The following is a 20252-nucleotide window of genomic DNA, read 5'->3' on the forward strand; positions in this document are numbered from 1 at the left end:
CGACTATAAGGTAAGGCTTACCTAATTTGGAACAGGGTGGCTCGTGAGATATCCGCCCATGGTCCTGAAGTACGACGCCGCGGGCAGTTCGGTGCCGTCGTCGAGCCGGACGCGTTCCAGAGCGAGGCCGCGACTCTTCCCATAGCGGGCCCCGGCGCCGGCGACGATCACGACCGCGTCGCCCTCGCTGATGAAGATGCGGCCGGGCGTGCCGCCGTACGTACCCTCGGAAACCGAGGCACCCACGATGCGCAAGCGGGTCCCGCGGTGGAAGGCGAAAGCGTTCGGATAGGGGTCGGACTGCGCGCGGATCAGCCGGTCCAGTTCCTCGGCCGTCCAGGTCCAGTCGATGCGACTGTCCTCTTCGGACCGCTTGTGGAAGAAGCTGGCCTTCGACCGGTCCTGCGGCGCCCACCCGGTCTTCCCGGCGGCGATGAGCGCCAAGCCGTCGACCGTGATGGGCCCGAACAGAGCGAGGGTCTTGTGGAACAGGTCGGTCGTCGTGTCGCGGGGCCCGACCGGCACCGGGCGCTGCAGCACGATGTCGCCGGCGTCCAGTTCGGCGTCCATCATGTGGGCGGTCACACCGACCTCCGGCTCGCCGTTGATGAGGGCCCAGATCAAGGGCGAGAAGCCCGCGTACGCCGGAAGCAGCGAGTCGTGCACGTTGAGCGTGCCGAGCCGGGGCAGTTCGTAGATCTCCGGCGGGATCCACGTGCGCCAGTTGGTCGCGACGATCACGTCCGGGGCGGCCGCCTTCAGCGCGCCGAGCAGGCTGTCGTCCGGCCGGTCGCGGACCTCGACCGGGATGCCGCGCCCGGCGGCCAGATCGGCGACCGAGTCGCTCCAGATCCGCTCGTACGCGTGGTCGCTCGGCGGATGGGTGACCACCAGCGTGACCTCGTGCTCCGAGTCGATCAGCGCCTGCAGCGTCCGATGACCCCACGTCTGGTACCCGAACATGACAACTCGCACAGCGCCTCCTGGCTCATCCATCGCGAAAAGTTAGGTTAGTCTAACCTTGCCCGAGGCGCCCTCGATCTTGCTGGGAGACTGCCGATGTCAGCGATGTACGACCTGGTCGGAGTGGGTTTCGGCCCGTCCAATCTGGCCTTGGCCGCAGCCCTGCGGGACCACGACGCCCCGGTAACGGCGGCCTTCTTCGAGCAGCAGCCCCGGTTCGGCTGGCACCGCGGGATGCTGCTCGACGACGCCACGATGCAGGTGTCGTTCCTCAAGGACCTGGTGACCCTTCGCAACCCGAGCAGCGAGTTCAGCTTTCTCTGCTATCTCAAGCAGCGGGACCGGTTGATCGACTTCATCAATCACAAGAATCTCTTCCCGCTCCGCGTCGAGTTCCACGACTACCTCGAGTGGGCGGCGGCCAAGGTGGACGATCTCGTCTCGTACGGCCATGCGGTCACCGGCGTCGCCCCCGTCGTCCGGGACGGCGTCCTCGAGGCCTTCGACGTCGAGGTGGCCGGCGCCGGAGTCCGCCGGGCCCGCAACCTCGTCGTCGCCACCGGGCTGCGCCCGCTGCTGCCGGGCGGCGTCACCGCTTCGGACCGCATCTGGCACAGCCGCGACCTGCTCACCAACATCGGCTCGGTGCCGCCGGACGCCCGCCGCTTCGTCGTGGTCGGCGCCGGGCAGAGCGCCGCCGAGATCACCGCTTATCTGCACGAACGCTTCCCGGCCGCCGAGGTGTGCGCGGTCTTCTCCCGCTACGGCTACAGCCCGGCCGACGACAGCCCGTTCGCCAACCGCATCTTCGATCCGGCCGCCGTCGACGACTTCTTCGCCGCCCCCGACGCGGTCAAGGAGATGCTGATCGACTACCACGGCAACACGAACTACTCGGTCGTCGACGCCGGCCTCATCGAGGCCCTCTACCGCCGCGCCTACCGCGAGAAGGTCACCGGCGAGCGCCGCCTGCGCCTGCTCAACGTCTCCCGGCTCGCGTCGGCCCGAGATCTGGGCGACCGGGTCGCGGTTTCCGTCCGTACGCTCACCACCGGCGAGACGACCACGCTGGACGCCGATGTCCTGGTGTGCGCGACCGGCTACCAGCCGGTCGACCCGTTCCCGCTGCTGGGCGCGGCCGCCGGCTTCTTCGAGCGCGACGAACTGGGCCGCCCGCTCGTCGAGCGCGACTACCGCCTGCGCTCCCGCGCCCCGATGACGGCCGGCGTCTACCTGCAGGGCGGCACCGAGCACACCCACGGCATCACCGCGTCCCTGCTCTCCAACGCGGCCGTCCGCGCCGGCGACATCCTGGAGTCCATCACCGCCCACCGCACCAGCCCCGCCACGATCGGTGCCCCTGTTTGATCTCCCTACCCGGTGCGCCCAGAATGTCTGCCATGACAGGCGACGTGCGTGACCGGATCCTCAGCCTTCTCCGCGCGGGCCCGGCCACCGTGGCCCGCCTCTCGGCCGGGCTGGGCGTCGCCGGCGGCGTCGTCAGCTACGAACTCAAGCTCCTGGAACGCGACGGCCTCGTCCGCGTCGGCACCAGCCGCCGCGAGCACGGCGTACCCACCCCGGTCTACGTCAGCACGGCGGCGGCTGCTCCCCCGGCCCTGCCCGCGCCGGCCCCGATCCCCGGCCTCACCTGGCTCGCCGGCGAGCCGTACCCGACGCCGCTCTGGACCGTCCCCCGGCCGCCGGACCCGCCGTCACGCGCCGCCGGCTCCACGGAAGATCCCGGCGCCGGCCCGGTGGCGCGGCCCGCGGACGAGTCACTGCCGGAGGCTGTCCCGGCCGAGCCCACCGAAGGCGCCGACGCCGCGCCGCGGGAGCGCACCGCGGACCGGAGCCCGGGCGAATCCCCCGAGGTGTCCACGCCGCCGTCACACGCACCCGCCCCGCGGCCACGTCGGTCCCCCGGCCTCGAGTCCCCGCGTGGCCCGCGGCTGCAGGACATCCGCCGGGTGCCGATGGACGACGCGACCTTCTACGAGTTCGCCGAGCGGCTCGACGCGCTGTCCCGCGAGTTCGCCGCCCGCGCCACCCCGGGCGCAGCCGCGGCCGAGCTGACGATCCGGCTGGACCGCCCCGGCGACGAATCCGTCGGTTACGGCTCCTGACCGTCGGCGGCGGCCGCCGCCGCGGCTCTCACGGCCTGAGGACCGGCATCGCCTCGTGCAGCATCGATCGCCAGGACGGCAGCGGGGCCACGCCCGTCTCGGCCCACCGGTCGTGCCCGAGCACGCTGTAGGCCGGCCGGGGCGCCGGGCGCACGAACTTGTCGCTCGTCGTCGGCCGCACCCGCTCCGGGGCGAGCCCGGCCTCCTCGAACACGGCCCGCGCCAGCCCGAACCACGACGTCGACCCGCTCGCGGTGCCGTGATAGACGCCGGGTTGCGCGCCGGAACGGGCCAGCGCCACGATCTGCCCGGCCAGCGCGAACGACCACGTCGGCGGCCCGACCTGGTCGTCGACCACGTCCACGGTGTCGCGCGCGGCCGCCAGACGCAGCATCGTGCGCACGAAGTTGGGCCCGTGCTCGCCGTACAGCCAGGCGGTGCGCACCACGAAGCCGCCGGCCGACAACGCGGCCTGCTCCCCGATGGCCTTGCCCCGGCCGTAGGCGTTGATCGGCGCCCGCGGCGCCTCCTCGGCGTAGGGCACGGCCGCCGCACCGTCGAAAACATAGTCGGTGGAGACCTGGATGAGCCGCTTCCCGGCCGTTTCGGCCAGATGCCGTACGGCGTGGCCGTTGACCGCCGACGCGGCCTGCTCGTCCGTTTCCGCCCCGTCGACGTTGGTCCACGCCGCCGCGTTGACCACCACGTCGGCGCCGTCGGCCGCCGCCCGGACCGCGTCCGCGTCGGTGATGTCGAGGTCGGCCCGGCCGGCCGCGACCACGTCGGTCTCCCCCGCCGCGGCCAGCACAGCGCACAGATCCCGGCCGAGCATGCCGCCGGCTCCGGTGATCAGCCACCGCATCAGATGGCCGCCCGCGCCTTCAGCGGCTCCCACCAGTCGCGGTTCTCCCGGTACCACCTGACCGTGGCGGCGAGACCCTCGTCGAGGGTGACCTGCGGGGCGTACCCGAGCTCGTCGCTGATCTTCGTGATGTCGAGCGAGTAGCGGCGGTCGTGGCCCTTACGGTCCTCGACCCGGCGCACCATGTCCCAGCCGGCGCCGCAGGCCTCGAGCAGCCGCCCGGTCAGCTCCTTGTTGCTGAGCTCGGTGCCGCCGCCGATGTTGTAGACCTCGCCGGCCCGGCCCTTCTCGAGCGCCAGCTGGATGCCCCGGCAGTGGTCGCTGACGTGCAGCCAGTCGCGGATGTTGCCGCCGTCGCCGTAGAGCGGCACCTGCTTGCCGTCGAGCAGGTTGGTGACGAACAGCGGGATGACCTTTTCCGGGAACTGGTGATGCCCGTAGTTGTTGGAGCACCGGGTGACCACCACGTCCATGCCGTGTGTGCGGTGGGCGGCGAGCGCCATCAGGTCGGAGCCGGCCTTGGAGGCGGCGTACGGCGAGTTGGGTGCGAGCGGCCAGTCCTCGGTCCACGAGCCTTCGGCGATCGAGCCGTACACCTCGTCGGTGGACACGTGCAGGAAGCGCCCGACGCCGGCGGCCCGCGCGGCGTCGAGCAGTGCCTGCGTGCCGAGCACGTTGGTCTGCACGAACGGCAGTGCGCCGGAGATGGACCGGTCCACATGGGATTCGGCCGCGAAATGGACGATCACGTCGTGACCGGGCACCAACTCCCGCAGGAGCGCCGAATCCGATATGTCGCCCTGGACGAAGCGCAATCGGGAATCCGTCAGCGGAAGGTTCGCGCGATTACCGGAATAGGACAACAGGTCCAGAACCGTCACGGACGCCCCAGCCGCACCGGCGTATTCATCCTGCAAGAGGGCCCGGACATAGGCCGATCCGATGAAACCGGCACCGCCGGTCACGAAAATCTGCACGACTGGGCACTCTACCTGCTTTGCCGCCCCTGTTTAGTCTTCCCCGGTGCGCGGAATCCTGCTCGCCGGTGGCACCGGCTCCCGGCTCTGGCCGATAACCCTGGCCATGTCGAAGCAACTCATGCCCATTTTCGACAAGCCGATGATCTATTACCCGCTGACCACCCTCGTGTCGGCCGGGATCCGCGAGGTCCTGGTGATCACCACGCCGGAGGATCAGCCCCACTTCGAGCGGCTGCTGGGCGACGGGAGCCGGTTCGGGCTCTCACTGAGTTACGCCGAGCAGCCGAAACCGGACGGAATCGCCCAGGCGTTCCGTATCGGCGCCGATTTCATCGGCGACCAGCCGGTCGCCCTGATCCTCGGCGACAACATCTTCCACGGCGTCGGCCTGGGCCGGCAGCTGGGCGCGTTCCAGCAGCCGGCGGGCGGGCGCATCTTCGCCTACCCGGTGGCCGACCCGGAGCGTTACGGCGTGGTCGAGTTCGACGAGCACGGCAAGGTGCTCTCGATCGAGGAGAAGCCGGCCCGCCCGAAGTCGACGTACGTCGTGCCGGGCCTCTACTTCTACGACGCCGACGTGGTGCGCATCGCCGAGAAGCTGGAGCCCAGCGAGCGCGGCGAGCTCGAGATCACCGCGGTCAACGAGGAGTACCGCAAGCAGGGGCGCCTCGACGTGACCCCGCTCGACCGGGGCACGGTCTGGCTCGACACCGGCACCTTCCAGTCGATGGTGCAGGCCTCGGAGTACGTCCGGGTCATCGAGGAGCGCCAGGGTCTCAAGATCGGGTGCGTCGAGGAGGCCGCGTGGCGTAACGGCTTCATCACCGACGACGAGTTGCTCGAGCTCGCGCAGCCACTCCTGAAAAGTGGATACGGCGGATACCTCGCGAGGCTGCTGACCACCGGAGAGTACGGTGTTGCGCGATGAAGATCCGCCCGCTCGCCATCCAGGGTGCCTTCGAGGTGACCCCGGTGCAGCACCGTGACCCGCGTGGCGCCTTCATGGAGTGGTACCGGTTCGACGCGCTCGCGGCCGCGGTGGGCCATCCGCTCGATCTGGCCCAGGCCAACCTCTCGACCTCGGCCAAGGACGTCGTCCGCGGCATCCACTTCGCCGACGTGCCGCCCGGTCAGGCGAAATACATCACGTGCGTGTCCGGCGCCGTACTCGACGTGATCGTCGACATCCGTGTCGGTTCGCCGACGTTCGGCACCTGGGAGGCGGTCCGGCTGGATGACGAGGACCGCCGAGCGGTCTACCTTGCCGAGGGCCTCGGCCACGGGTTCTGCGCGCTGTCCGAGGGCGCCACGGTGACCTACCTCTGCTCCAGCACCTATCGCCCGGGGCACGAGCACGGCATCGACCCGCTCGATCCGGAACTCGACATTGCCTGGCCTGTAACCGTCCCACTACTGTCCATGAAGGACGCGGAAGCGCCCTCGCTCGCCGAGGCGCGCGACAGCGGCCTGCTCCCGAAATACGAAACCTGCCTCACGTTCACCGAAGACCCGGCCCAGAAAAAGAACGGTCGGATTTAATACATTCCCGTTCATCCATGACCGATTGACCGCCGCAGTTCGGTGGAGTATGGGTGCGCCGCTCCCGGCGGCAATTCCCATACGTTGTGCTCCGAAGTACGCGGTGCACGGCGTTCGCCCGAATTGAACACCTTGCACCAGCTTGTGAATTGGCATCCTCCGATTCGTCACCCGAGTCGAACGGAAGGATGTAGCGCGAACGAGGGACTATTCAGCAGTATTCCCCGGGTGAGGTCTACCGGCTCGCCGAGGAGACCCTTCCCAACCAGCAGTCGAAGACCCTGGTTGGCCGCAGTCGATGACGGAGGCTAGGCGTGCAGACGATCGAGTCAGGGTCGACCGTCGATATCAACCAGAAGAAGCGGCAGCTCAACACTCTTGGGGAAGACGAGCTGCCCACTACACCGGCCCGCTCCGACTGGCGCGGCAAGTACGCGCTTGGTCTGATCTTCATCGACTGGATCGTGGGTCTGGCCGCCGCGTCGGCCGCACTCGCCCTTCGATTCCGCGGATCAAACACGGATACGTTCCTGCTGGACTACCGACTGTTGACGTTGGTATTTCCACTGCCCTGGATCGCGGTGCTCGCGCTCAATCGAGCCTATGAGTCGCGCCACCTTTTCGTCGGCACCGACGAATACGCCCGGGTGGTCCGTTCCGGGCTCGGCCTGACCGCCGTCCTGGCCATTATTTCCTTCTCGTTCGACCTCCGTCTGGCTCGCGGCTACGTCATCATCGCCGTTCCGATGGCCACGGTCGTCGACGTGGCGGCACGATACGTGTTCCGTCAGTTACTGCACCGCTCCTGGTCGCGGGGCGATCGATTGCATCGGGTGATCCTGGTCGGTCACGCGAAGGCGGTCGCCGAGATGAGCCGGCGCATGCGGCACGAGAGCCATCACGGTCTCGGCATCGTCGGCGCCTGCCTGCCGCCCGGCACCCACAGCGAGCCGGTCAACGGGCTACCACCCATATACGGCAACTTCGACCAGGTCGCGGCCGCGGTCATCGAAGCCGGGGCCGACACCGTCGTCGTGCTCAGCTGTCCCGAGATCGACGGCGCCGAACTGCGCCGCCTGGCCTGGCAACTGGAACGCGACGAGATCGACCTGATCGTGGCCAGCACGCTTGTCGACGTGGCCGGCGACCGCACCACGATCCGCCCGGTCGACGGCCTGCCCATGCTGCACGTCGAGCACCCGCGCCTGAAAGGCAGCGCCCGCCTGGTCAAGAACGCGTTCGACCGGGTCGGCGCGTTCCTGCTCCTGCTGATGCTCTCGCCGCTGCTGCTCGTGGTGGCACTGCTGGTGCGGTTCGGGGCGGGCGGCCGCGGCCCGGCCATCTTCCGGCAGGAACGGGTGGGCAAGGACGGCCGCCCGTTCGTGCTCTACAAATTCCGCACGATGGTCGTCAACGCCGAGGCCCGGCTGCAGGAACTGCGCAACCTCAACGACAGCGACGGCGAGCTGTTCAAGATGCGGTCCGACCCCCGGGTCACCCCGGTCGGCCGCTGGCTGCGCCGCCTCTCCCTCGACGAACTGCCCCAGCTGATGAACGTGCTCAAGGGCGACATGTCGCTGGTCGGGCCCCGGCCACCGCTGGCCCGCGAAGTCGCCGGCTACCCCGACGACATGCGCCGCCGGCTGGTCGTCAAGCCCGGCCTCACCGGCCTCTGGCAGGTCTCCGGCCGCTCCGACCTGTCGTGGGAGGAGTCGATCCGGCTCGACCTCACGTACGTCGAGAACTGGTCGCTCGCGATGGACGTGGCGATCCTGGCCCGCACGGTCAGCGCCGTGGTGCGGAGCTCCGGAGCGTACTGAAGGAATTTCGGACGCAGTCCAATGACCGAATGTGTGGATGTGCCGACCGGACCCGGCAGAAAGCCAGTACGGGTCCGTCGCGGCAACGGCCACTGCATAAGATCCGTGCGTCTCTGGCGCCCGTACCCTGGAGTTAAGGCATGCGAGTTCTCGTAACCGGCCACGAGGGTTACCTCGGCAGTGTGTTGGTACCCCGTCTCATCGCCGCCGGTCACGAGGTCGTCGGCCTCGACACCGGCCTCTTCGCGGACGGGACGATCGGGCCGGCGCCCGAGGACGTGCCCGCGCTGCGGGTCGACCTGCGCGACGTGACCAGGGACCACCTGGCCGAGGTCGCCCCGGACGCGGTGATGCACCTGGCCGCCCTCTGCAACGACCCGCTCGGCGACCTCGACCCCGACCTGACGTACGAGGTGAACCACCGCTCGACCGTGCGGCTCGCCCAGGCGGCCAAGGACGCCGGCGTCACGCGGTTCCTGTTCTCCTCGTCGTGCAGCCTCTACGGGGCCGGCACCGACGACACGCCGCTCGACGAGAACGCGGCCTTCGCGCCGCTCACCCCGTACGGCGAGTCGAAGATCCTGTCCGAACAGGACCTGGTCAAGCTGGCCGACGACGACTTCTCACCGGTTTTCCTGCGCAACGCCACCGCGTACGGCTTCTCGCCGCGCCTGCGCGGCGACCTGGTGGTCAACGACCTGGTCGGGCACGCGCTGCTGGCCGGCAAGGTCGGCCTGCGCAGCAACGGCATGGCCTGGCGCCCGCTGGTGCACGCCGACGACATCGCGTCGGCGTTCATCGCGCTGCTCGAGGCGCCCCGCGAGACGGTGCACGCCCGGCCGTTCAACGTCGGCCACTCCGACGAGAACTACCTGATCCGCGACGTCGCCCAGCTGGTGCAGGAGATCGTCGGCGGCGAGGTCACCTTCGCCGAGGGGGCCGGCGCCGACGCCCGCAACTACCGGGTGTCCTGCGACCGGATCGCCGCCGAGGTGCCGGGTTTCAAGCCCCAGTGGACCGTGCGCACGGGCATCGAGCAGCTCGCCGAGCAGTACCAGCGCTACGGCCTGCGGCTCGACGACCTCTTCGGTCCGCGCCACCAGCGGCTCAAGAAAATCAACGAGCTGCACGGTGCCGGTCGCATCGGCTCCGACCTGCGATGGACCGAGGAGTCCTGATGACCGCACCGGCCACCAACCCGCTCGTGCTCAAGGTCGGCGACGTCGTCGAGGTCCGCAGCCGGGCCGAGATCCTCGCCACCCTCGACGAGACCGGCGAGCTCGACAACCTCCCGTTCATGCCGGAGATGCTGGAGTACTGCGGCAAGCGGCTGCGCGTCGGCAAGGTCGCGCACAAGTCCTGCGACACGCTCACCCGTGGCGGCATGCGGAAGATGGAAAACGCCGTGCACCTGCTCGGCGTGCGCTGCTCCGGCGGCGCCCACGGCGGCTGCCAGGCGGCCTGCCTGATCTTCTGGAAGCTCGACTGGCTGCGGAAGGTCGCGCCGGACACCCCGGTCGACACCACGCCGGAGGCGGCCGACAACGAGCCGCGGCTGCTGCCGCTGCTGACCATCGCCAGCCGGCGCCCGGACGGCGACGCCGGGCAGCCCCGCTACCGGTGCCAGGCCACCGAGCTGGGCCGCGCCACCCCCCACCAGCTGCCGGTCCGCGAGCTCGCTCAGTACGTCCAGGACGTGCGCAGCGGCAACGTCAGCGCCTTCTGGATGACCCGTTCGACGCTGGTCGGCCTCTACAACCGCATCCAGGACGTCTCGATCCGCAAGCTGCCGCCGAAGCTGCGGGTGAAGGGCGGCAAGCGCTGGGGTGACCTGGTCGGCCGCGTCGAAGGCAAGACGCCGACCGCCGTGCTCGGCCTCCAGCCCGGCGACATCGTCCGCATCAAGTCCCGCGAGGAGATCGAGCAGACCCTCAACCCGGAGCTGCTCAACCGCGGCATGGGCTTCGACGCCGAGATGGCCCGGTTCTGCGGCCAGACCGCCCGCGTGCTGCGCCGCGTCGACCACATCATCGACGAGCACACCGGCGAGATGCTGGTGATGCGGCAGCCGTGCATCGTCCTCGAAGGCATCATCTGCGAGGGTGCGTTCAGCGGCAGCTGCCCGCGCTCGATCACCCCGTACTGGCGGGAGATCTGGCTGGAGAAGGTGGAGTCGCCGACCGTGCCCTCCCGTGACACCGACACGGCAGGAGTGCGATGACCGCCGACTCGGCGATCGACGAACCGCAAGTCGTGGAAACGATCGGCCAGCGGGCCGGGCGCGGCCTGCGCTGGAGCCTGCTGGGTACGTTCATCACCAAGATGGGCTCGTTCGCCATGGGGCTGGCCCTGGCGCACATTCTCGCCCCGGCCGACTTCGGCGTGTACGCGATCGCCATCGCGGCCACCGCCGTGCTCATGCACATCAACGACGTCGGCCTGATCGCCGCCACCGTGCAGTGGCGCGGCAAGCTCGAGGACATGGCGCCGACCGCGGCGTCCCTGGCGATGGCGCTGGCCACCCTCATCTACGGCCTGTTCTGGCTGGCCGCTCCGGCCTTCGCGGCGGCGGCGGGCAACCGCGAGGCGACCGGCGTGGTCCGCCTCCTGGCGCTGATCATCGTGATCGACGGCATCACCGCGGTCCGCAGCGGCGCGCTGATGCGCAACTTCCAGCAGGGCCGGCTGGTCACCGCCAACGCGGTCGGCCTGGTGGCGAACGCGGCGGTCGCCATCGGCCTGGCCCTGCACGGAACCGGGCCGGCCAGCTTCGCCTGGGGCGCGGTCACCGGCGCAGCGGTCACCGGCGTGATGGTCTTCAAGTTCGGCGAGGTGCCGTTCCGGTACGGGCTGGACCGGGCGATCGCCCGCCGGCTCCTGTCCTTCGGCATCCCGCTCGCGGCCAGCCTGGGCGTCGAGGCGTTCGTGACGAACGTGCAGTTCACCATCATCGGCCACCTCACCGGTCCGGTCCTGGTCGGCTTCTACCTGCTGGCCTTCAACGTCTCCAGCTGGGCACAGAACACGCTCGGCCAGGCCATCCGGTACGTTTCGGTGGCCGGCTTCTCCCGCCTGTCGGAGGACAACGACGCGGCCCTGTCCGACGGCGTGCAGCGTTCGCTGCCGCTGCTGGTGATCGTGGTCGCGCCGATCATCGCCCTGACGTCGGCGCTCGCCCGCCCGCTGATCGGCTTCCTGTACGGCGACCGGTGGGAACCGGCCGCCCCGGTGCTGACGATCCTGGTCGCGCTCACGCTCGTCCGCATGGTCACCGGCCTGTGCGTGGACGCCCTGATGGGCGCCGGCGCCACCCGGGCCACCCTGTGGCTCAACCTCGGCTGGGCCGCGGTGCTGTTCCCGTCCCTGTGGGTGGCCACACAGCACGACGGCATCCGCGGCGCGGCCATCGCGCAGGTCGGCGTGGGCTTCGTCGTGGCGATCCCGCTGGCCGCGATCGCCCTGCACCGCAGCAACGTCAAGCTGGGGCCGGTGGCAACCGCCCTGATCCGGCCGATCCTGGCCGCGGTTCTGGCCGGCGTGGCCACCGCGGCCGTGGTCCGCTACGTCGGGTCGATCGAGTTCTTCCAGCTGGCGATCGGCGGCATCGTGGGCGTCGCGGTCTACGTGCCGGCCGCGATCCCCCGCGCCCAGCTGCTCGAATGGATCCAGCTGATCCGCCGCCGCCGGCAGCCGGCGGCCGCGCTCGACTGAGCCCGCGTACGACAGGAGAAGGCGCTCGGCAGGACAACCTGCCGAGCGCTTCTTCTTTGCCCCTGTAAGCCGTTTTGAGGACGTGAACCGGTGCGCCCCGGGTTCGGGGGTGCGGCCCGCCCGGAGCGGCCGTCAGCGCGCCTCTGACCCGGCAGAGGCGCGCTGCCGCGGCACAGCTGGCGCAGGTGGCTGGCTGACGAGGGGCGGGGCGGTGTCGGTGCGGGCGGGCGGCCCGTCACAGGCAGCCCAGCGCACGCAATCCAGCTCAGACCGGCAGGGCCAGCTCAGACCGGCAGGCCAAGGCGGGCTGGCAGGCCAAGGCGGGCTGGCAGGCCAAGGCGGGCTGGCAGGCCAAGGCGGGCCGGCGGCCGCGGGTGGGCCGGCGGCCGCGGTGGGCCGGCGGCGAGCGGGCAGGCAGGCAGGCAGGCAGGGGCCAGCGGGCAGGCCGGCGCGGGCGGGCCGGCGCGGGCGGGCGCGGCTCGCGCGCAAAGCGGCCCGCCCCAACTCACCAGGGGCGGAGCCGATGGGCGGGGCGGCTCAGCGTTCCAGGAGCGGGCGGGTGGCCGAGGTGCGCACCATGCGGGCCGGGTGCGTCAGCCGCCAGACGGTGCCGCACAAGCCGATCGTCAAGCCGAGCGTGGTGGCGTACGTCAGGTAGCCCAGCGAGTCGAATGTCGCCGCGACGATCAGGCCCATGAACTGGGTCGAGATCAGGGCCGCGCACAGATGGCGGACCTCCGGCTCGTTCGAGCGCTTCAGCGCCATCCACGCGACCGTGATGGCCGTGACGTGCAGGGCGAAATAGCCTATCGCGCCGACGAACCCATTGTTGAGCAGGATGTCCAGCCACTGGTTGTCCATGACCTGGTACTGCGGCGAGACCCACGTCCCGGTGCCCCGGCCGAGCCACGGCCGTTCGGCGATGTACTTGAAGGCCATCGGGTAGCGCTCGTAGCGCACCGAGATCGACGAGTTGTCGGTCGGGTTGTCGAACAGGTGGAACAGCGTGTTGAACAACCCCGGCTTGGCGGCCATCCCGGCCGCCAGGACGCCGGCGATCATGATGCCGATGTTGTAGCGCATCCGCCAGGTCCAGACCGGCACCAGGGCCAGGAACATGATGGCGATCGCGACCATGCCGGTGCGGGAGATGGTGGAGGCGATGCCTGAAGCGATGATGACCGCGCACGTGATCGCCACGACGCGTTCGCGGGGCCGCCGGGCGTGGATCGCGAAGTGCAGGGCGAACGGCAGCACCAGGGCCAGGTAGGCGGCGAGCTCGATGTAGTGCCCGGTGGTGCTGGCCACGCGGGCGCCGGCGCCGCGGTCCTCCAGGGTCGGGGTCCAGCCCTTCTCCTGCAGGCCGGGAACGAGCAGCAGATAGCTCAGGTCGCGGTTGAGCGCGTATTCGACGACACCGAACGCGGCGACGAATGTCGCGGTGCCGACCAGCGCTTTGAGCAGGGAGCGCAGGCGCACCCAGTTCTGCAGGCCGTCGGCCGCGGTCAGGACCGCGCCACCGAACACACAGAAATAGAGGATGGTACGGTCGGCGGCATTCGCTTCGATCGATGTCAGACCGCGCAGGAAACCGACCGCATAACCGACCAGCAGCACGGCGAGCCAGCCGAAGAATGCCCACCGGATCGGCTGTGGGCCCTGCATGGCCAGGCTGGTGCTGAAGCGGGTGATGACCCACCACAGGAACAGCGCGAAGCCGACCAGCAGCGAGGGCCGGCCGAGGTCGGTCGCGCCCGGCACGATGAGCCGGGCCGGGAGCACGCCGAGCAGGATGAACATGAAGCTGAGCAGCACCGCGGCGTCCACGTACGTCACCCGGCGACGGGTCGCGTAGGTCCGCTCGTACAGGAGCGTGGGTTCCAGGTCGGCCGGATCGGCCAGCACGCTCGTCGTCAAAGTCATTCACACCCTGTCACGATGGCTGCCGTACACATGCCGGAAGGCCTCGGGTTCCCCCGCGGCACTTCGACGGCCCTACGGTAGCCGTGTCCGGCGCGCGCGGACGAATGCGTCGCAGATATGCCTGGACGGCTGAGTCGGAATGACGACATGCGGTTGGGGAGCGGCCGACCAGCGAACCGACGAAGAGGCATGCGGTTCGCCCGATCTACCGATATGCGTACCCGTTCGGGCGTCTGAGGATGGCTGAGCCAGCGACCCGATTCGAAGGACCACGAGCGCCGGGAGCACTGTTGGTGACCACGCCACCATCGATCGTTACTCTCAATCTGCACGGAATCGGCGCGCCGGTTCGCGAACTGGAGCCCGGAGAGGACGAGGTCTGGATCACGGTCCGGCAGCTCGAGGACGTCCTCGACGCGGTCGCCGGGCGGCCCGACGTCCGTCTGACCTTCGACGACGCGAACGCGTCGGACGTCGAGATCGGACTCCCGCACCTGTTGAAGCGGGGCCTGACCGCGCAGTTCTTCCTCTGTGCCGGCCTGCTCGGCCGCCCCGGGCGGCTTACGCGCGACGGCGTACGGGAACTCGTCGGCTCCGGCATGCCGCTGGGCACCCACGGCTGGACGCACCGTGACTGGCGCCGGCTGACCCAGCCCGAGGTCATCGAGGAGCTGGTGCGGGCGCCGCAGGTGTTGTCCGAGTTCACCGGGCAGCCGGTGACCGAGGCCTCTATTCCCTTCGGGTCGTACGATCGCCACGTGTTGCGCCGGCTTCGGGAGGCCGGTGTCACCCGGGCGTACACAAGCGACGGTGGCCGGGCCGCACCCCGGTCCTGGCTCCAGGCGCGCAACAGCCTGAAACGAACGGTCGACGCCGCCTGGCTCGACCAGGTGCTCGACGGGGCGCCGGCGCTCCCCCGCCGGGCCCGCAACCTGGCCGCCCGCACGGTGAAGCGGTTCCGTGGCTGAGCAGCGAGGAGAAGATGTGAGTGTCGCCGTCGTCATCGTGACGTACAACAGCGGTGCGGTGCTCGAGGGCTGCCTGCGGTCACTGGCCACGCAGACCGGGGTCGACCTGTCCGCGGTCGTGGTCGCCGACAACGCGTCGGAGGACAACTGCGTGGCGATCGCCGAGGCGGCCGCGGACGTGCCGGTGCGGGTGGTGCAGATGGGCCGCAACGCGGGCTACGCCGCCGCCATCAACGCCGCCACGGCCACGCTGGAGCTGCGCAAGCTCGACGCGGTGCTGGTGCTCAATCCGGACTGCCGGCTGCGGCCCGACACCCTGGCCACGCTGGCCCGCGCGCTGCGCGAGCCGGGCCGGGCGGTGGCCGCGCCGAAGCTGCTCAACCCGGACGGCTCGCTGCAGCCCTCGCTGCGCCGCACCCCGACCGTGGGCCGCGCGCTGGTCGAGGCGGTCATCGGGGGCGACCGGGCGGGCCGCATCGGGTCCCTCGGTGAGCTTGTGTTCGATCCCGCGGCGTACGAGAAAGCCGGACCGGTCGCCTGGGTGACCGGCGCCGCCATGCTGGTCTCGGCCGCCGCCGTCCGCGAACTCGGGCCGTGGGACGAATCCTTCATGCTCTACAGCGAGGAAACCGATTACTGCCTGCGGGCCACCGACCGGGGCTGGACGCTCTGGTACGAGCCGGACGCGGTCGTCGAGCACATCGGCGGCGACTCGGCGGTCAACCCGGTGCTGTACGCGCTGATGGTGGCCAACAAGGTGATCCTGTTCCGCCGCCGGCGGGGCGCCACGGCCGGTTTCGCCTACCGCGCCTCGGTCGTGCTCGGCGAGGCGATCCGGGCCGCGGCCGGGCGCCGCACCTCGAAGGCCTCGCTGCGGCCACTGATGAAGCTGTCCCGGCGGGACGACCTGATCGCAACGCTGACTGGAGCCAAGCCGTGACGTTGCGCTACGTGGCGTTCGACGCGCTGACCGACGCCGACCTGGACGCGTGGCATCGGCTGCGGGCGTCCAACCCGGCGCTCGACAGCCCGTACTTCCATCCCGGTTTCTCGGCCGCCGTTCATGCCGGCCGGCCGGTGCAGGTCGCGGTGGTCCGCAACGAGCGCGGTGCGGTGACAGCGCTGCTGCCCGGGCATCGCGAGGGCGCGATGCTGCGTCCGGTGGGCTGGCCGGGCGCCGACTTCCAGGGTCCGATCCGGGCCCCGGGCACGCCGTTCCCGCCCGCCCGGCTGCTGACCGACGGCGTGAAGCGGTTCGCCTTCGACCACCTGCTGGAGCCGGCCGACGAGTTCGCGCCCTGGTTCGAGTCGACCCGGGTGTCGCCGTTCGTCGACACTACCGGCGGCCTCGAGGGCTACCTGGGCCGGGCGTCCAAGAGCGGCAAGGACAACATGGGCCAGGCCCGGCGGCGCACCGCGAAGGCCGAGAAGCAGCTGGGCGCGATCCGGTTCGCCGCCGACGTGGTCGACGAGAAGGCGCTGGCCGAGGTCGTCCGCCTCAAGCGCGGGCAATACGAGGCGACCGGCGCGGCCGACTACTTCGCCGAACCCGACCGGGTCGACCTGCTGACCCGGCTGCTGCACACGCGCGGCACCGAGTTCGCCGGCATCCTCTCCACCGTGCACGCCGGGGAGCGTCTGCTCGCCGCGCACTTCGGCATCCGCTCGGGTGAGGTCCTGCACTGGTGGTTCCCGGTCTACGATCCCGAGTTCTCGTCGCTGGCCCCGGGCTGGATCCTGCTGCGCGAACTGGTGCAGGCGGCACCCGAGCTCGGCGTTGGCCGGATCGACTTCGGCCGGGGCGACGACGAATACAAACGACGGGCCAAGACCGGCGAGATGAGCGTCGCCCAGGGCGTCGTCAGTCGCAGCAGCGCCTATCGCGTCGCCCGGCGCGCACGCAACTCTCTGATCACCGCGGCGAAGTCGTCGGCCATCGCGCCGCAGCTCCGCAGCATCGCGCGCCGGCTGCGCGCCAACAACCGCTAGGGGGGAAGTCCATGAGGATCAGCGTTTTCGGGCTGGGCTACGTCGGCAGTGTGTCGGCGGCGTGCCTGGCCGCGCAGGGACATGAGGTTGTCGGCGTCGACGTCAACCCGACCAAGGTCGAGCTGCTTCAGCGGGGCCAGGCCCCGGTCGTCGAGGAGCGCATCGGCGAGCTCACCGCCGAGGTGGTCGGCTCAGGCGCGCTGCGGGCGACCACCGACGTCACCGAGGCGGTGCTGGGGACCGAGATCTCGCTCGTCTGCGTCGGCACGCCCAGCGCGTCCAACGGCAGCCTCAGCACCGCCTACCTCGAGCGGGTGGCCGAACAGATCGGCGAGGTGCTGGCCGCCCTCGACCGCTGGCACACCGTGGTCTTCCGCAGCACGATGCTGCCGGGCACCTGCACCGACCTGCTGATCCCGATCCTCGAGAAGCAGTCCGGCAAGACCGCCGGCGTCGACTTCGGCGTCGCCGTCAACCCGGAGTTCCTGCGCGAGGGTTCGAGCGTCAAGGACTTCTTCGACCCGCCCAAGACGGTCATCGGCGAGCTCGACGCGCGCAGCGCCGACTCGGTCGCCGAGATGTACAAAGGCCTGCCGGGCGAGATCCACCGGGTGCCGATCGCGGTGGCCGAGATGGCCAAGTACGCCGACAACTGCTTCCACGGCCTCAAGATCGCGTTCGCCAACGAGCTCGGGGCGATCAGCCGCGCGCTCGGCGTCGACTCGCACAAGATGATCGAGGTCTTCCTCTCCGACACCAAGCTGAACATCAGCCCCGCGTACCTCAAGCCGGGTTTCGCCTTCGGCGGTTCCTGCCTTCCGAAGGACCTGCGCGGCCTGGTGTACGCCGCCCGCCGCGCCGACGTCGCGGTGCCGCTGCTGTCGCACGTGCTGCCGTCCAACGAGGAGCACCTGAAGCGGGCCATCGAGCTGGTCGTGGCGACCGGCAAGCGCAAGGTCGGCCTGTTCGGCCTGTCGTTCAAGCCGGGCACCGACGACCTGCGCGAGAGCCCGCTGGTCGAGCTGGCCGAGCGGCTGCTGGGCAAGGGCTACGACCTGAAGATCTACGACTCCAACGTCGCCCTGTCGCGCCTGATGGGCGCCAACCGGGAGTACGTCGAGGGCCGGCTGCCGCACCTCGCCGACGTCCTCACCAACGACGTCACCGAGGTGTTCGAACACGCCGAGGTGTGCGTGGTCGGCAACACCGAGCAGGCCGTGCTGGACGCGCTGGCCGAGCCGGGCGACCGCCTCGTCGTCGACCTTGTCCGTATCCCCGACGCCGAAGAGCGCCGGGAGACCGTGGGGTATCAGGGCCTTGGCTGGTAAGCACGCACTCATCCTGGTCGAAAACCTGTCCGTGCCGTTCGACCGGCGCGTCTGGCAGGAAAGCCTCGCGCTGCGGCAGGCGGGCTGGGAGGTCAGCGTCATCTGCCCGCAGGGCACGAAGCGCGACACCGAGACGTACGCCGAGATCGAAGGCGTACGCATCTACCGCTACCCGTTGAAGGCGGCGGCCGGCGGCCCGCTGGGCTACCTGCAGGAGTACGGCTCGGCGCTGTGGCACACGTTCCGGCTGGCCCGCAAGGTGGGGCACGTCGACGTGGTACACGGCTGCAACCCGCCGGATCTCTACTACCTGCTGGCCAAGCGGCTCAAGCGGCGCGGCACGAAGTTCATCTTCGACCAGCACGACCTGGTGCCCGAGCTCTACCTGTCGCGCTTCAACCGCGGCGAGGACCGGCTCTACCGCGCCGTGTGCTGGGTCGAGCGGCAGACCTACAGGACCGCCGACGTGGTCATCTCGACCAACGAGAGCTACCGGGCGGCCGCCCTCGAGCGGGGCGGGAAGCGGCCGGAAGAGGTCTTCGTGGTGCGCAGCGCGCCGGCGGTCGAGCGGTTCCGTCAGGTGCCGATCGAGCCGGAACTCAAGCGGGGCAAGCCCTACCTGCTCTGCTACCTGGGTGTGATGGGGCCGCAGGACGGCGTCGACTACGCACTGCGGGCGCTGGCCAAGCTGCGCGACGAGCAGGGGCGTACGGACTGGCACGCGGCCTTCGTGGGCGGTGGCGACACGTTCGACCAGATGGTCGCGCTCGCCGCCGAACTGGGGTTGTCCGACCAGGTCGAGTTCACCGGCCGGGTGTCCGACGACGACCTGCTGCGCTACCTGTCGGCGGCCGACGTCTGCCTCTCCCCCGACCCGCTCAACCCGCTCAACGACGTGTCGACGATGAACAAGGTCATGGAATACATGGCGATGGGCAAGCCGATGGTCTCCTTCGAGCTGAAGGAGGCCCGGGTGTCGGCGGGCGAGGCCGCGCTGTACGCCCCGGCCAACGACGAGTCGCAGTTCGCCAAGCTCGTCGCCAAGCTGATGGACGACCCCGGGGAACGCCGTCGGATGGGCGAGATCGGCCAGGCCCGGGTCAGCGGCCCGCTGTCGTGGAACGAGTCGCGCAGGCACCTGCTGGCCGCCTACGCGGCCGCCGTCGGCTCAGCCGCCGACCCGGGTGCTGGCGTCGCTGCCCCAGGTGTCGGCGCGGTTGTTCCGCACCCGCGTCAGCGCCCGGTCGAGGACCATCACGGCCAGGTAGCAGCCGGAGTCGACGACGCCCACCCGGCGCCCTCGGACCAGTCCGGCCAGTGAGCCCAGCGTGAGCCGGCTCTCGCCCGAAGCACGACCCAGCTGGGCGAGCTGCCGGTTCCCGCGCCGCACCCGCACCCTCCGGTTGAGATATGTCCGGACGGTGCGGGCCGGTCGGACCACCGACCGCGCGGTGCGCACGACGACCCGCTCATGGGGGGCGAAGCTGGCATGAACCAGACCATCGTCGGAGATGACGTCCGGCATCGGGAACACCCGCGCGTGACCGGCCTCGGTGAGCACGTACACGCCGACGCCGGCCAGCGCCCGCTGCGGCGCGATCAGCGCCTCGTGCACCCGATGCACCCGGCGCACCACCGGCCCCGTCCCGGCCAGGTCGAGCTCGGGCGCCGGGGCGCAGGCGAGCACGCCCGGCTGGGCGCAGGCCACGACCAGCTCGCGCACCGAGGCGGCGTCGAGTTGCACGTCGGCGTCGAGGTAGGCCCGCGGGAACGTCGTGCAGGCCTCGTCGCCCAGGCGCAGCGCGTTCGGCTTGCCGCCGACCGGGGTCTCGAGCACCCGGACGCCCTCGACCTCGGCGGCCGCCTTCGCGGTGGCGTCACTGCAGGCGTTCGCAACGACGATGACGTCGAACTCGCCGGGGGCGCTGCCGTCGAGGAGCCGGCGCAGGTTGCCCGCGATGACCGCTTCCTCGTTGTGCGCCGGAATCACGATGCTGACTGCTGCCGCGTTCACGTTGGCCAGAATAGCCACACCAGGGTCCA

At 70.3% G+C, this 20252-nt stretch carries 17 protein-coding genes and 1 pseudogene; 13 read left to right on the top strand and 5 right to left on the bottom strand.

Annotation, left to right across the window (positions count from 1 at the left end; genetic code table 11):
- Positions 1 to 21: 21 nt before the first annotated feature.
- Positions 22 to 975: a methionyl-tRNA formyltransferase gene (locus ACIA5C_RS42125; RefSeq protein WP_396065654.1), complete on the bottom strand. Its 954-nt coding sequence runs from the start codon at positions 973 to 975 to the stop codon at positions 22 to 24.
- 84 nt (positions 976 to 1059) lie between these two features.
- On the opposite strand from ACIA5C_RS42125, the gene ACIA5C_RS42130 reads away from it, so the two are divergent.
- Together ACIA5C_RS42130 and ACIA5C_RS42135 are read left to right on the top strand one after the other, a co-directional pair.
- Positions 1060 to 2331, top strand: coding sequence for a lysine N(6)-hydroxylase/L-ornithine N(5)-oxygenase family protein (locus ACIA5C_RS42130; RefSeq protein WP_396065656.1), 1272 nt, complete (start codon positions 1060 to 1062; stop codon positions 2329 to 2331).
- Positions 2332 to 2363: 32 nt separating this feature from the next.
- The gene (locus tag ACIA5C_RS42135) at positions 2364 to 3089 is read left to right on the top strand and encodes a helix-turn-helix domain-containing protein (protein ID WP_396065658.1); all 726 of its coding nucleotides are present in this window, start codon (positions 2364 to 2366) and stop codon (positions 3087 to 3089) included.
- Positions 3090 to 3117: 28 nt separating this feature from the next.
- Here the strand turns inward: ACIA5C_RS42135 and rfbD are convergent, their stop codons facing one another.
- Complete coding sequence (gene rfbD, locus ACIA5C_RS42140; RefSeq protein ID WP_396065877.1) at positions 3118 to 3951, bottom strand: dTDP-4-dehydrorhamnose reductase; 834 nt, start codon at positions 3949 to 3951, stop codon at positions 3118 to 3120.
- Positions 3951 to 4928: a dTDP-glucose 4,6-dehydratase gene (gene rfbB / locus ACIA5C_RS42145; RefSeq protein ID WP_396065660.1), complete on the bottom strand. Its 978-nt coding sequence runs from the start codon at positions 4926 to 4928 to the stop codon at positions 3951 to 3953. Before rfbB ends, rfbD begins: the two co-directional genes overlap by 1 nt.
- Positions 4929 to 4974: 46 nt before the next feature.
- Between rfbB and rfbA the strand changes: the two genes are divergently transcribed.
- The 6 genes from rfbA (at position 4975) to ACIA5C_RS42175 (ending at position 12001) form a co-directional block, all read left to right on the top strand.
- A complete protein-coding gene (gene rfbA / locus ACIA5C_RS42150) occupies positions 4975 to 5859 on the top strand; it encodes a glucose-1-phosphate thymidylyltransferase RfbA (protein WP_396065662.1) in 885 nt (294 codons plus the stop codon).
- Positions 5856 to 6470 carry a dTDP-4-dehydrorhamnose 3,5-epimerase gene (rfbC, locus tag ACIA5C_RS42155; RefSeq protein WP_396065664.1) on the top strand — a complete coding sequence of 205 codons (615 nt, stop codon included), beginning with the start codon at positions 5856 to 5858 and terminating at the stop codon, positions 6468 to 6470. The genes rfbA and rfbC overlap by 4 nt, the downstream gene beginning before the upstream one ends.
- Positions 6471 to 6862: 392 nt before the next feature.
- Positions 6863 to 8290, top strand: a complete 1428-nt coding sequence (locus ACIA5C_RS42160; RefSeq protein WP_396065879.1) for a sugar transferase — start codon at positions 6863 to 6865, stop codon at positions 8288 to 8290.
- A 140-nt stretch (positions 8291 to 8430) separates the two neighbouring features.
- Positions 8431 to 9468 carry an NAD-dependent epimerase/dehydratase family protein gene (locus tag ACIA5C_RS42165; RefSeq protein WP_396065666.1) on the top strand — a complete coding sequence of 346 codons (1038 nt, stop codon included), beginning with the start codon at positions 8431 to 8433 and terminating at the stop codon, positions 9466 to 9468.
- Complete coding sequence (locus tag ACIA5C_RS42170; RefSeq protein ID WP_396065668.1) at positions 9468 to 10511, top strand: hypothetical protein; 1044 nt, start codon at positions 9468 to 9470, stop codon at positions 10509 to 10511. Before ACIA5C_RS42165 ends, ACIA5C_RS42170 begins: the two co-directional genes overlap by 1 nt.
- Positions 10508 to 12001, top strand: a complete 1494-nt coding sequence (locus ACIA5C_RS42175; RefSeq protein WP_396065670.1) for an oligosaccharide flippase family protein — start codon at positions 10508 to 10510, stop codon at positions 11999 to 12001. Before ACIA5C_RS42170 ends, ACIA5C_RS42175 begins: the two co-directional genes overlap by 4 nt.
- Positions 12002 to 12538: 537 nt before the next feature.
- Here ACIA5C_RS42175 and ACIA5C_RS42180 read toward each other — a convergent pair.
- Complete coding sequence (locus ACIA5C_RS42180; protein ID WP_396065672.1) at positions 12539 to 13924, bottom strand: O-antigen ligase family protein; 1386 nt, start codon at positions 13922 to 13924, stop codon at positions 12539 to 12541.
- A gap of 293 nt (positions 13925 to 14217) precedes the next feature.
- Here ACIA5C_RS42180 and ACIA5C_RS42185 point away from each other — a divergent pair, with 293 nt between their 5' ends.
- From ACIA5C_RS42185 to ACIA5C_RS42205, 5 genes are read left to right on the top strand one after another with little or no spacing between them, the layout of a single operon-like run.
- A complete protein-coding gene (locus ACIA5C_RS42185; protein ID WP_396065674.1) occupies positions 14218 to 14892 on the top strand; it encodes a polysaccharide deacetylase family protein in 675 nt (224 codons plus the stop codon).
- A gap of 16 nt (positions 14893 to 14908) precedes the next feature.
- On the top strand, positions 14909 to 15832 hold the full coding sequence (locus ACIA5C_RS42190; RefSeq protein ID WP_396065676.1) for a glycosyltransferase family 2 protein: 924 nt from the start codon (positions 14909 to 14911) through the stop codon (positions 15830 to 15832).
- Positions 15829 to 16881 carry a GNAT family N-acetyltransferase gene (locus ACIA5C_RS42195; RefSeq protein ID WP_396065678.1) on the top strand — a complete coding sequence of 351 codons (1053 nt, stop codon included), beginning with the start codon at positions 15829 to 15831 and terminating at the stop codon, positions 16879 to 16881. Before ACIA5C_RS42190 ends, ACIA5C_RS42195 begins: the two co-directional genes overlap by 4 nt.
- An 11-nt stretch (positions 16882 to 16892) precedes the next feature.
- Positions 16893 to 18209: a nucleotide sugar dehydrogenase gene (locus tag ACIA5C_RS42200; protein ID WP_396065680.1), complete on the top strand. Its 1317-nt coding sequence runs from the start codon at positions 16893 to 16895 to the stop codon at positions 18207 to 18209.
- Complete coding sequence (locus tag ACIA5C_RS42205; protein ID WP_396065682.1) at positions 18199 to 19530, top strand: glycosyltransferase family 4 protein; 1332 nt, start codon at positions 18199 to 18201, stop codon at positions 19528 to 19530. The genes ACIA5C_RS42200 and ACIA5C_RS42205 overlap by 11 nt, the downstream gene beginning before the upstream one ends.
- 375 nt (positions 19531 to 19905) lie before the next feature.
- Here the strand turns inward: ACIA5C_RS42205 and ACIA5C_RS42210 are convergent.
- A pseudogene (locus ACIA5C_RS42210) lies at positions 19906 to 20241 on the bottom strand (glycosyltransferase); the annotation flags it as partial.
- Between the last annotated feature and the right edge of the window lie 11 nt (positions 20242 to 20252).

The organism is Actinoplanes sp. NPDC051343, assembly GCF_044455125.1.
Lineage (GTDB): Bacteria > Actinomycetota > Actinomycetes > Mycobacteriales > Micromonosporaceae > Actinoplanes.